This is a genomic window from Rhizobium sp. YAF28, assembly GCF_052113285.1.
Taxonomy (GTDB): domain Bacteria; phylum Pseudomonadota; class Alphaproteobacteria; order Rhizobiales; family Rhizobiaceae; genus Rhizobium.
In genome coordinates this window covers 117,330-129,637 of record NZ_JBFRCX010000002.1, presented here as the reverse complement: position 1 = coordinate 129,637, position 12,308 = coordinate 117,330, and the positions used below count along the sequence as shown (strand labels likewise).

Annotated in this window: 12 protein-coding genes; 6 read left to right on the top strand and 6 right to left on the bottom strand. The window is 60.4% G+C overall.

Annotated features, from left to right (window positions below; all coding sequences use genetic code 11):
• Nucleotide 1 precedes the first annotated feature (1 nt).
• From AB4Z13_RS04885 to AB4Z13_RS04875, 3 genes are all read right to left on the bottom strand, one after another.
• Nucleotides 2-472 carry a DUF6644 family protein gene (locus AB4Z13_RS04885; RefSeq protein WP_439014299.1) on the bottom strand — a complete coding sequence of 157 codons (471 nt, stop codon included), beginning with the start codon at nt 470-472 and terminating at the stop codon, nt 2-4.
• 9 nt (nt 473-481) lie between these two features.
• A complete protein-coding gene (locus AB4Z13_RS04880) occupies nt 482-868 on the bottom strand; it encodes a DUF6152 family protein (protein WP_113323136.1) in 387 nt (128 codons plus the stop codon).
• 93 nt (nt 869-961) lie between these two features.
• Nucleotides 962-1,408: an RrF2 family transcriptional regulator gene (locus AB4Z13_RS04875; RefSeq protein WP_007818882.1), complete on the bottom strand. Its 447-nt coding sequence runs from the start codon at nt 1,406-1,408 to the stop codon at nt 962-964.
• A gap of 419 nt (nt 1,409-1,827) precedes the next feature.
• On the opposite strand from AB4Z13_RS04875, the gene AB4Z13_RS04870 reads away from it, so the two are divergent.
• The 3 genes from AB4Z13_RS04870 to cysN are packed head-to-tail and all read left to right on the top strand — an operon-like array spanning nt 1,828 to nt 5,028.
• Nucleotides 1,828-2,571 (top strand): phosphoadenylyl-sulfate reductase, encoded by a 744-nt coding sequence (locus AB4Z13_RS04870; RefSeq protein WP_439014298.1) that lies wholly within the window; start codon nt 1,828-1,830, stop codon nt 2,569-2,571.
• Between the two features lie 17 nt (nt 2,572-2,588).
• A complete protein-coding gene (gene cysD, locus AB4Z13_RS04865; protein ID WP_113323134.1) occupies nt 2,589-3,542 on the top strand; it encodes a sulfate adenylyltransferase subunit CysD in 954 nt (317 codons plus the stop codon).
• Nucleotide 3,543: 1 nt separating this feature from the next.
• On the top strand, nt 3,544-5,028 hold the full coding sequence (cysN, locus tag AB4Z13_RS04860) for a sulfate adenylyltransferase subunit CysN (RefSeq protein ID WP_439014297.1): 1,485 nt from the start codon (nt 3,544-3,546) through the stop codon (nt 5,026-5,028).
• Nucleotides 5,029-5,054: 26 nt separating this feature from the next.
• On the opposite strand, the gene AB4Z13_RS04855 is transcribed toward cysN, so the two are convergent.
• Entirely contained in the window at nt 5,055-6,107 is a 1,053-nt protein-coding gene (locus AB4Z13_RS04855) for a LacI family DNA-binding transcriptional regulator (protein ID WP_439014296.1), read from the bottom strand.
• Between the two features lie 522 nt (nt 6,108-6,629).
• Between AB4Z13_RS04855 and AB4Z13_RS04850 the strand changes: the two genes are divergently transcribed.
• Nucleotides 6,630-8,135, top strand: coding sequence for a DegQ family serine endoprotease (locus AB4Z13_RS04850; protein ID WP_442205929.1), 1,506 nt, complete (start codon nt 6,630-6,632; stop codon nt 8,133-8,135).
• Between the two features lie 51 nt (nt 8,136-8,186).
• Here AB4Z13_RS04850 and pdxR read toward each other — a convergent pair whose 3' ends face one another.
• Nucleotides 8,187-9,593, bottom strand: a complete 1,407-nt coding sequence (gene pdxR / locus AB4Z13_RS04845; RefSeq protein WP_439014294.1) for a MocR-like pyridoxine biosynthesis transcription factor PdxR — start codon at nt 9,591-9,593, stop codon at nt 8,187-8,189.
• Nucleotides 9,594-9,699: 106 nt separating this feature from the next.
• Here pdxR and AB4Z13_RS04840 point away from each other — a divergent pair, with 106 nt between their 5' ends.
• Nucleotides 9,700-10,365 carry a GNAT family N-acetyltransferase gene (locus AB4Z13_RS04840; RefSeq protein ID WP_113323131.1) on the top strand — a complete coding sequence of 222 codons (666 nt, stop codon included), beginning with the start codon at nt 9,700-9,702 and terminating at the stop codon, nt 10,363-10,365.
• 243 nt (nt 10,366-10,608) lie between these two features.
• Nucleotides 10,609-11,487, top strand: coding sequence for a glutathione-dependent disulfide-bond oxidoreductase (gene yghU / locus AB4Z13_RS04835; RefSeq protein ID WP_439014293.1), 879 nt, complete (start codon nt 10,609-10,611; stop codon nt 11,485-11,487).
• Between the two features lie 330 nt (nt 11,488-11,817).
• Here yghU and AB4Z13_RS04830 read toward each other — a convergent pair whose 3' ends face one another.
• Complete coding sequence (locus AB4Z13_RS04830; RefSeq protein WP_310378195.1) at nt 11,818-12,003, bottom strand: hypothetical protein; 186 nt, start codon at nt 12,001-12,003, stop codon at nt 11,818-11,820.
• Between the last annotated feature and the right edge of the window lie 305 nt (nt 12,004-12,308).

The window sequence follows — 12,308 nt, the reverse complement described above, 5'->3', positions numbered from 1 at the left end:
GTCAGAGAAAACCGATCCACCTGCCGGCCACGACGGCCGCGATCCATATCATCGCAGAAAGAGCTGCGGAGAACCGCATGGCGGGACGGACGATGCCGATCGTGATTGCGGTTCGCCATCCCTGCCCTGCATGAACCAGGAGCACATTGAGGATGCCGAAAGCGATCAGTCCGAGCTTGGCGAGGAAGGCGGGATTGGCCGCATACTCGCCGGGGCGGACGCTGAAGAGGCAGAAGCCTGTCAGCAAAGCCAGGGCGAGGCCGACGCCGGCCGAACGGGACAGGAATGGCGCGACGACCTCCACCGGCACCTTACCAAAAAAACCGGCGAGCCTGAGATCAAGCGGCAGGATGGCGCCGACCAGAAGGCCAATCGCCAGGATATGGCCGGCATTGACGAACATGTAGAGCGTCGCGGAGCGCCGCAGCTCGACCGCAAGCGTCGTGGCAGCCAGCCATTCGAGAAGCTCCATGACGAGGCGTCAGTTCGTCTGGATGCGTTCCGGATAAATATCGTAGCGCTTTTCACCAATCGTGATGCGCACCGCCTTCAGCCGCTTCTCTGTGCGGTCCTGCGACCGGTTTCCGAGTGCTATGACCTGATCGCCAGGCTTTGCGACACCTTCCACGAAACCCGCGCGTTCCGTCTGGCGCGGATTGCCGAGTTCGACGCGCCAGACACCGTCATCGACGGTTGCGACATCGAGCGTCGGATGCGGCCCGCCCATCGATATTTGCTGGATGATGCCGCGAAGCTCTATCTGGTCGGCTTCCGCCCATGACCAACCGTGATGGGCCGCAGCACTGGTTGCGACTGTCGCCGACAGCAGGACAGCTGCCAGCGCTCTCTTTCCCGAAAGTGCAAACATGATGTTTCTCCCTACCCGAATGCATGGGCAGGTGGAGCATGTCAGGCAGATGGAAAGGTCACTCACCGAATCTTGAAGGCCGGCGAGAGGGGATCAGGCAAGCAGACGGGTGACTTCCGCGCCACGCTTGGTGCCGACGGCATCGGCAATCGTCGTGGAGAACAGGACCTTGCGGGTGGCGTCCGCTACCTTGGCGAAGACGTGGCGAATTTGACAAGTCTGCTCGCCGTCGCAATCATCGCACTTGCGGTAGGCGGTGATCGACAGGCAGGGTAGTGGTGCGATCGGGCCATCGATGATGCGCAGGATCTCGCCGAAGGTGATGCTGTGGGCCGGCTTCAGCAGCAGGTAGCCACCCTGCTTGCCGCGGCGGCTGACGACGATGCCGTGATGTTTGAGGTCGAGCAGGATCTGTTCCAGAAACTTCTTCGGGATCTTTTGCTGCACGGCAATGTCGGAAATCATGACGGGCTCGTCGGCCGCAGCTTCCGCCAGAACCGTCAGCGCCCGCAGCGCATATTTTGCCTTTTGCGTAATCATCTCGGACCGTCGACATACACAGAGCGGTGTCGAATCCCGACATCGCCAAAAAAGCTAATTGCCTCTATTGCACGGCCAGCATGAACGGAATTTGAACAAGCCGGAAAAGCCTTGAGAGCCAAGTATTTTGGCCCTGTTTTTCACCCTCGGCCAACAGCTGATAATCTATGTCAAAAGAGGACAATTTTCATCATCGCCGCCATCAATTCAGATTTCCAATTGACAGGCGCCGTGTAACACTACTATTTCTATAGACATTAAGTTCGAGGCGCCATTTCTGCGCCTGCGGCTGCTTTTCTGCATTGCGGCAGGATGGGAGAGATATTTGCTCCGCTAAGCAGTCCTTTCGAAATCCCTTTTTCTGTCCGATCCGTCCTTCAGCTGTAATACTCCGGCCAATATCAAGGACAGGATCCCCCATGACTGTTATCAATCCGATCGAAGAAGCCGAGGCTTTGGCTGACAAGCTTTCGGGTCTCGACCTCGCCGGCCGGCTTTCGTTCGTCGCCGGCCTTGGCGGGCGTGTGGTCTTCACCACCTCGCTCGGCATCGAGGACCAGGTCATCACCGCCGAGATCGGCACGCATCGCCTGCCGATCGACGTTGTCACGCTGCAGACAGGGCGGCTTTTCCCCGAAACGCTCGCGCTGATCGACGAGACCGAGAGCCAGTACGACATTCACATCACCCGCTATGAACCGGAGCAGGCCGATATCGACGCTTACGCGGCGAAATACGGCATAAACGGTTTCTATGAGAGCGTCGAAGCCAGACATGCCTGTTGTGGCGTGCGCAAGCTGAAGCCGCTTGCGCGGGCGCTGGCAGGCGCAACAATCTGGATCACCGGCCTGCGCCGCGGCCAGTCGGCCAACCGCGCCGAAACGCCCTTTGCCGAATATGACGCCGAACGCCACCTTCTGAAGGTCAACCCGCTCGCAGACTGGGATATCGAGAAGACCAAGGCCTTTGTCGCCGACAATGGCGTGCCGGTGAACCCGATGCATGCACGTGGCTATCCCTCGATCGGCTGCGAGCCCTGCACGCGCGCCATCAAGCCCGGCGAGCCAGAACGCGCCGGCCGTTGGTGGTGGGAACAGGATGAGAAGCGCGAATGCGGTCTGCATGTCGCCGAAGAGGCGACCGCGATCGCCGTGCAGCAATAAGAAGTCTGGAGTACGAAATGCCCGATACCCGTCAGGATACGGAACTGAACAATCCGCAGAGTGCCAAGCCGCCACTCGACCCGCATCTGAAAGCCCTGGAAAACGAAGCGATCCACATCTTCCGCGAAGTTGCCGCCGAATTCGAGCGTCCGGTGATGCTCTATTCGATCGGCAAGGATTCCTCCGTCCTGCTGCATCTTGCCCGCAAGGCCTTCTATCCCGGCCGCGTGCCCTTCCCGCTGCTGCATGTGAATACCGGCTGGAAGTTCGCGGAGATGATCACCTTCCGCGACGAGATCGTGAAGAAGTACGATCTCGATCTGATCGAGCACATCAATCCGCGCGGTGCAGCTGAAAACATCACGCCCTTCACCTATGGATCGGCCCGCTATACCGATATCATGAAGACGGAAGCGCTGCGCAATGCGCTGGATGCCGGCCAGTACGACGCCGCCTTCGGCGGCGCACGGCGCGACGAGGAAGCCTCCCGTGCCAAGGAACGCATCTATTCCTTCCGCACGCCCGACCATCGCTGGGACCCGCGCAACCAGCGCCCGGAGCTCTGGAACGTCTATAACGGCCAGATCCGCAAGGGTGAAAGCGTTCGCGTCTTCCCGCTCTCGAACTGGACCGAGGTCGACATCTGGCGCTATATCCAAGCCGAGGATATTCCGATCGTGCCGCTCTATTTCGCGGCCAAGCGCCCCTATGTCGAGCGTGACGGCATGATGATTGCGGCCTCCGATCCGCGCCTGGAACTGCTGCCCGGCGAAACGAAGCAGGAAGACTTCATCCGCTTCCGCACGCTCGGCTGCTTCCCGCTGACGGGCGCGATCCGCTCTACCGCCACCACCCTTGAAGAGATTATCGCGGAACTGGAGATCGCCACGGTTTCCGAGCGCCAGGGCCGCGCCATCGACCGTGACCAGTCCGGTTCCATGGAAAAGAAGAAGCGTGAAGGATATTTCTGAGATGACTGCAGCAGTTCCCGCAAACGCCGTCGCCGTGCCCGCCGCCGAGCCCCTGAAGGCCGTGCGCGACTCGCGCCCGTTGCGCCTCATCACCTGCGGCAGCGTCGATGATGGCAAGTCAACCCTGATCGGCCGCCTGCTCTGGGACACCAAGGCAGTGAAGGAAGACCAGGCGGCAACGCTTCGCCGCGATTCTACCGGCAAGCAGAACGATCTCGGCCTGCCCGATTTCGCGCTGCTGCTCGATGGGCTGCAGGCCGAGCGTGAACAGGGCATCACGATCGATGTCGCCTATCGCTATTTCTCGACCGACAAGCGCTCCTTCATCGTTGCCGACACGCCCGGCCACGAGCAGTATACCCGCAACATGGCGACTGGCGCATCCACGGCCGATCTCGCCGTGCTGCTGGTCGATGCCCGCGCCGGCATTCTCGAGCAGACGCGCCGCCACGCGACGATCGCATCGCTGCTCGGCATCAAACAGTTCGTGCTTGCCGTCAACAAGATCGACCTGACGAATTACGACCGCGCCGGCTTCGACAAGATCACCCACGAGTTCAAGGAATTCGCACTTTCGCTCGGCGTCAAGCAGATCACCGCGATCCCGATGTCGGCGCTGAAGGGCGAAAACGTCGTCTATTCCGGCCAGGCAGCAATGCCCTGGTATAGCGGCCCGACGCTGGTCGAAACGCTGGAACATGCAACCGTGCGCTCCGGCCAGACGACCGGTTTCCGCCTTTCGGTTCAGCGTGTTTCGCGTCCGGGCGAAAGCTTCCGCGGCTATCAGGGCACGGTTGCCGGCGGCAATGTGAAGCCAGGCGACAGCGTCATGATCCTGCCCTCGGGCATGGTTGCAAATGTCACAAAGATCGTCACCTTCGATCTGGTGCGTAATGCGGCAGTTGCCGGTGATGCGATCACGCTCGTTCTCGACCGTCAGGTGGACGTCGCACGCGGCGACATGATCGTTTCGATCGACTCGCAGCCGCAGACCGGCCTTTCCTTCGATGCACAGGTCGTTGCGCTGCAGCCTGAGGGCATCGAGGCCGGCAAGCGCTACTGGCTGAAGAGCGGCTCGCGCCGCCAGCGTGTTCAGGTCGAGCCCGTCAGCCAGCTGGAGCTCAAGACCGGCACATGGAATTCCGCCCAGCGGCTTTACATGAACGCCATCGGCAAGGTGCGTCTCGTTTTCGACGAAGCGGCAATCTTCGATCCCTACGAGCAGAACCGCGCCACCGGCTCCTTCATCCTGATTGACCCCGAGACCAACAACACCATCGCCGGCGGCATGGTGACCGGCAAGCGCGCCGATGTCAGCGGCTTGCATGGCAATGATGCCCGCGTGATCCTGTCGCTTCCGGCCGACCTTGCCGAGCAGATCATGGCAAGCGAGTTGTTCGCCAAGCGTAGCCACGAAGCGGAGGTGCGCCGCATGACGGCATCGGAAGCGGCCGAGCTCTGGTCGAGCGCCGCCAGCGATATCTAAGAAAAAAGGGGCCGGTCGGCCCCTTTTTATTGCTTCAGCATCGAGCGCGTCGACCCGCGCTCGATGATCGAAAAGCCGAGATCGACCCTGTGCTCCTCCGCCGGCTCTTCGCGGATGGCGCGTAGCAGCATATCGGCAACCCGGCGGCCAAGATCATAACGCGGAACATGCACCGTCGTCAGAGATGGCGAGGTGAACTGCGCGAATTCCAGATCGTTGAAGCCGCAGATACCGAAATCATCGGGCACGCTGATACCGCGTTCATTGCATTCGATCAGCGCGCCGAGGGCGAGATCATCATTTTGCGCAAGGATCGCATCGAGATCCGGCACCCGCTCCAGCAGCTCGCTGAACAGGTGCCGTCCGAGACCAATGCTGGTGGAACCGTCTTCGCCGTGTGTCAGCGAAGGATTGTCGAGACCGGCCTGGCGCATGGCCTCCTCATATCCCGCACGACTGCGGCGCGAGCGGATATCGCTGAGCCCGCCAATGAAACCAATCCGCTTGTACCCTTTCGACAGAAGGAACCGGGTGGCGGCGGCGGCGGCGACATGATGCGACATGCCGACAAGCAGCGTTTCCGGCGGCTGGCTGAGATCGGCAACGTGGGCGACCGGAAAGGCGGCCGCATCCATCAGCGTCGCAAGGCCGTCGTAATATTCCGCGTTGACGAGGATGATCCCGGCCGGCTTCTGCGCCAGGAAGGATTTAAACTGGTTGATCTCCTGATCGACGTCGTTGAGCGTGTTGGCATATTGCACCCGCAGATCCGTAGCGCGCAACCGCTCCTCGATGCCCATCATCACACCGGTGAAGCAGGGATGATGAAGCGACGGCGTGATGACGCCGACGATGCCGCTGTGGCGGCCGGCAAGAGCGCGGGCGGCAAGATTGGGGATGTAGCCCATCTCGTCGACTGTGCGCAGGATGACCTCTCGCAGCTCTTCAGAGACGATTTCGGGATTGCGAAGCGCACGCGAGATTGTGATCGGACTGACCCCTACCCTCTTTGCAACATCACTCAGCTTTACATGGGAACCGCGCTTCTTTTCCCGCCCCGGCTTCACTGAATCCCTCATCGCTTCCCGCATGCCGCCGCGAGCCCGGCCCTTCGCCGATTCGCAGTTTTCTCTTTCTGAAGAAAAATTAATTTAGAGTCTACTAACATTTTAACGTTCCGCCTCAACCAAACCGCGAAAAAACATGAACAACCGTTGCGAATGGTTCGATTTAATACGCGCTGGCACGCCGGCGGATCACGGGAAAGTGGGATATATTTTACTATTCTGGCGCCCCGCGGCGCGGGCAACAGCAGACGCCGGGAGAATTGCGGCAATGCTTGGTCATCCAAGATTAAATTATAGTAATGTCTTACGATACTGTAATACAAACATGATCAATGTTTAATTTGTAAATCCCGGGGAACGGGTCATATAGGTATCAAGCGCCAGTTCTTCCTGAACATAGTATTCGCCACATCATACAGGCGAAATCCAGGTAATATACGGCAAAAACTGACGCCAATACTTATCGACGCCAAGGTCCATGGCACGGAACCAAGACGCCATTCAATGCCAACGCTCTCGCAAGGGACTTCCACCATGTCAAACATTCTTCGCAAGCATCGGGCCGCAGCACTTGTCGGAGCGGCCATCGTTCTCGGCGCGGCCTCCCTGCCCTTCGCCATCTCCTCTTCCTCGGCGGCTCTTGCTGCACCGGCCGAGACTGGCGGCATTCTTGCCTCCAACGGCTCGTTTGCTTCCATCGTCGATGCCGACAAGCCGGCCGTGGTAACCATCACCACCACGATGAAGGCGACCGACGCCAGCGCCGACAGTTCACCGATGGACGAGCAGTTCCGCCAGTTCTTCGAACAGCAGGGTATTCCTCTACCGCACCAGGCACCACAGCAGCAGCAACCGCAGCAGCATGCCATGGCGCTCGGCTCCGGCTTCGTCATCAGCCCCGACGGCGTGATCGTCACCAACAACCACGTCATCGACAATGCCATCGACATCAAGGTCACACTCGATGACGGCACCGAACTGCCGGCCAAGCTGCTTGGCGCCGATGCCAAGTCCGACCTCGCGGTTCTGAAGGTTCAGGCTCCGCATCCGCTTGCAACGGTCGCCTGGGGCGATTCCGACAAGCTGAAGCTCGGCGACCAGATCCTTGCCATCGGCAACCCGTTCGGCATCGGCACGACGGTGACGGCCGGCATCGTCTCGGCCCGCGGCCGTGACCTGCACAGCGGCCCCTATGACGACTTCATCCAGATCGATGCACCGATCAACCACGGCAATTCCGGCGGCCCGCTGGTCGATCGTGACGGTAATGTCGTCGGCATCAATACCGCCATCTACTCGCCGAACGGCGGCAGTGTCGGCGTCGGCTTCGCCATTCCTTCGTCTGAAGCAAAGACGATCGTTACCAAGCTGCAGAAGGACGGTTCGATCGATCACGGCTATCTCGGCGTGCAGATCCAGCCGGTCACGCAGGATGTCGCCGATGCTGTCGGCCTCTCCAAGGCTGAAGGCGCACTGGTTGCCGCCGTTACCAACGGAACGCCTGCTGCCCATGCCGGCATCAAGACGGGTGACATCGTAACCGCCGTCGGCAGCGAAAATGTCAAGACGCCGAAGGACCTGTCGCGCCTGGTTGCCGACCTGTCGCCGGGTGCGAAGGAAACGCTCGCCGTTTGGCGTGACGGCAAGACGGTGGATCTCAACGTCACCGTCGGCGGCAATGAAGACACCCAGAAGCAGGCTGCCGTCGAAAGCAGCGACGACCAGGGCCAGGCTGCCGGCCAGCCGAGCCTCGGCATCGGCCTTGCCGACCTGACGCCCGATGTCCGCCAGCAGCTTAATCTGCCTCACAGCGTTGCCGGCGCAGTCGTTGCCAACGTCAACCCGGACAAGTCGGCCGCAGCGGCCGGCATCCAGCCCGGCGACGTGATCGTCTCGGTCAACGACAAGCCGGTGCATGATGCCCGCGACGTCAAGACCGCCGTCGCCGATGCCGGCAAGTCCGGCCGCAAGTCGGTGCTGCTCCTGATCGAACGCGGCGGCAACAAGACCTTCGTGGCCGTGCCCTTCGCCGCCGCTTGAAGGGCATCCACGCGAGCGCTGCGCCCGGACCAGGTCCGGGCGCAGTTGTTTCTAACCAAGCATCAACTTCAGATCGGCCGCCAGTCTTTGAACGGCAGCCGCTTCCGCTTGCGAGATACCGAAGAGAACGCCGGGGGCAGATTTGCCGATAAAGAAACCCGACATCGGCATCAGACCATAGCCAGATGCATTCACCTTCGCGACGACCGCCCGGTCATCCACCGTCTCATCGCGAAACCAGGTCGCGAGCTGCAGTCCGCCATTGCCGCCCGAAATGACAAGCCTTCCGCCAAAATGGCTCTCCAGCATTCCGATCGTCCGGGCCATGCGCTCGGCATATTGCTGGTTCATGCGCCTCAAATAGGCGCGCAGACGGCCCTCGTTAATGAAATCGGCAAGTGCTGCCTGAATATGGGTGGAGACGGCGACGCCCCTGCGATGCAGCGCCTCCGAAGCCTCTGATACCAGCCAGCGCGGCACGATGGCATAGGCGACACGCAGGCCGGGTGCCAGTACCTTCGAGAAGGTCCCGACATAGGCCACGACCTCCGCCCTGTCGATGCCCTGCAAGGCGGCGATCGGCCGCGAGCCATATTGAAAATCGCTGTCGTAATCATCCTCGACGATAAGGCTCTCGTGACGGCGCGCCGCTTCCAGCAGCGCCAGCCGGCGCGGCAGGCTGAGCGTGGCGCCGGTCGGATATTGATGGGATGGCGTCACATAGATCAGCGCCGGCTGCGGCCCTTCCGCCTTCGATACGTCGATGCCCTGCTCATCGCAGGGAACGGGCACGATGTCGGCGCCGGCATCGCCGAGCAGCAAGCGCGCGGCAGCGTAGCCAGGATCCTCCATCCATGCAGTCTGGCGCCCGCTCCTTCTCAGCATGGTTCTCGCCAGCATGTCGATCGCCGCGCGTGTGGAGGGCATGATCATGACCTGCTCCGGCTCGGCGACCACGCCGCGCGTCGCAGAAATATGCCCAAGAATGGCTTCGCGCAGCTCGCGGATACCAGTCGGGTTCTCATAGCCGAGATGATGGATGCGCAGCGAGCGGCTGCGTGCGGCGAGATGACGGCTCCAGGCGGCATGCGGGAAATCCGATACATCGGGCACACCGGGCCGGAACAGGCCACGATAGGAAGGCTGGTCCGATCTTTTTTCCTCAACAGGAGCGCGGTCGTCCCTTTGGTGCTCGGGTCGCATGCGTTCAAGCGCGGCAACCCGGGTCGCAGCACCGGCAGACGCCTCGATATAACCTTCGGATCTCAGGCGATCATAGGCCTCTACCGCCGTGGAGCGTGCAACACCGAGCGAAGCCGCAAAGGCACGGGTCGATGGCAGCTTATGGCCGGCCGGAAGCTGGCCGAGCAGGATACGATCGCGCAGGCTTCGATAGATCTGTCCGGTCAGGTCACCGCCGTTTCGATCGAGGCTCAGCCATGTGGGTGCCGATGTCATGCGTCAACTGGTCTGCCAGAAAGTTCAAAACTGGACTTTTACTCCAGTCCATTTGCAAGGCAAGAGCAGTCGGAGTTCAATGCATAAGCTCAATGGAATGACGGATATGACAAAAGATCTTGCCGACTGGAAGGGTGTTGCCCGCCCCGCCCGCGCCCCGATTGAAGGCCGCTACACCCGTCTGGAACCGCTGGACGCCGCAAAGCACGGCGCCGATCTGCTCCGCTCGGCGCAGCAACCGGGCGCGGAGGACCGCTTCCGCTATCTCTTCGAAGCAGCACCGGCTGATATGGCAGCCTTCACGCCCTGGCTGGAAAGGTCCGTCGCAAGCGAAGACCCTTTGTTCTTTGCCGTCATCGACAAGGCAACGGGACGCGCCGAGGGCCGGCAGGGACTGATGCGCATCGATACCGCCAATGGCGTGATCGAGATCGGCAACATCCTCTGGGGACCTGATATCGCCCGCAAGCGCGTGGCGACCGAAGCGCTCTATCTCTGCGCCGATTATGTCTTCGACACGCTCGGCTACCGACGCTTCGAATGGAAGTGCAACAATCTCAACGAACCGTCCAAGCGCGCGGCACAACGCTTCGGCTTCGCCTTCGAAGGCATTTTCCGTCAGCACATGGTGCAGAAGGGCCGCAACCGCGATACCGCCTGGTTTGCCATGACGGACGGCGATTGGCCGAAGCTGAAGGCCGGCTATGAGGCATGGCTGGCGCCCGAAAACTTCGATGCCGAGGGACAGCAAAAAAGCAAGCTCAGCTTCTAACGCGATCTAAAGCGTGCCGCGATCTTTCAGATGCGCTTGTCACGCTTTAGACTTTTGTTTTCGCATGTCGTTACCGCAAAACCGCTGCACACTTTTGCGCGACATGCTTTGAGCGGCAACAATTAAAAAGCCGCCGCCCCGATGACAATAACTTCATTGCTACCAATATGTTCATGGGTCCCAATTGAGGTTAAGGGTTGGGCCTTTCACGCAAAGCACGAAGTTATTCTGTCAGGAGCTCATATGACCAGTTCGTCCGAGTACACGCCCCCCAAGATCTGGACCTGGGACAAGGAAAGCGGCGGCCAATTCGCCAGCATCAACCGCCCGATTGCCGGGCCGACCCGTGAAAAAGAGTTGCCGATCGGCCGTCACCCGCTGCAGCTTTATTCACTTGGAACACCAAATGGCGTGAAAGTGACGATCATGCTGGAGGAGTTGCTGGCGCTTGGCCATAGCGGCGCGGAATATGATGCCTGGCTGATCAGGATCGGCGATGGCGACCAGTTCGGCAGCGGGTTCGTCGAGGTCAACCCAAACTCCAAGATCCCGGCGCTAATGGACCGCAGCGGCGAAAAGCCGGTGCGCATCTTCGAATCCGGCGCGATCCTCACCTATCTCGCGGAAAAATTCGGCGCCTTCCTGCCGACCGACCCGGCCAAGCGCGCCGAATGCTTCTCCTGGCTGTTCTGGCAGGTCGGCAGCGCGCCCTATCTCGGCGGCGGCTTCGGCCATTTCTACGCCTATGCGCCGACCAAGATCGAATATGCGATCAACCGTTTCGCCATGGAAACCAAGCGCCAGCTCGACGTGCTCGACCGGCAACTTGCGGAGCGCGAATATATTGCTGGCGACGAGTTCACTATCGCCGACATGGCGATCTGGCCCTGGTATGGCGGCCTCGTGAAGGGCTGGATGTATGGTGATTCCGCCGAATTCCTGCAGGTGCAGGAATACAAGAACATGAAGCGCTGGGCTGACCTGATCGGCGAACGCCCGGCCGTCAAGCGCGGCCGCATGGTCAACCGCGTCAGCGGCGAGCTCTCCAGCCAGCTCCACGAACGCCATGACGCCAGCGACTTCGACACGAAGACGCAGGACAAGCTGCTGGCAGTCGGCTGACGACATCAGAAAGGCAGGCGCGCCGTTACGACGGCGTGCCTGCCCTTGCCAAAAAACGGCGCCAGGCCGAAATCGCAAATTTTCCCACTAAAAATTATGGGTTTTTAAGCGAACTGTACCGAATCCGGCAAAAGTGCCCTCGCCTCATTCTTCCAGTCTTGCTGAAATGCCCAAGCTCTCCTGCCACCTTTCGGAGAGCTTTCCCCATCTACCCCGCCGAAAGCCACCGGCGGGGCTTTTTATTTCGAGCATCTGGGAAATCTCTTGGCCGTGTCAGAGCGGGCTGACGCCAACAATCACATTCATAGCTCAGGTGAAAAAGCTTTCGCTCTAACGCCACTTCGGCTGAGGCGTGGAAGCGTTCGCCTGGATCTCGTGGAGTGGCGCCCGATGGCCCAGGAGCTTCTTCAGCTTCTTCTCCTCGGCCGGGCCTATCCCGAATTTTCGGCAATGCTCCGTGATATCCTGATCTTTCGGGCCGGGGATTCGAACTTGTCGATTGTTCATCTTCTTCATTGACGCTTCCTCCTCCGAAGGAAACCAGCTTAGCGCCAATTTGTTCGTTAGCAACATCTAAAATTTAACGTTTTGGCTATTTCAAATCGGTGGGCGGAGGAGGAAACAGAGCCTGTCGGGCTACGGTGAATACCGGCGCCAGTGAGGTCGGCCTTGCTGATCCTGATGCCGGTGACCCTTAGGTTGGGCGATTTTGGACAATGGCGTAAAGCCGGCCGCGGACAGCTGGGGCTACCGCGGATCGGTGGTGACCGACATGAACAGCCGTGTCGTTAGCTGGGCCACCAGCAATCTGAACTTGGCCG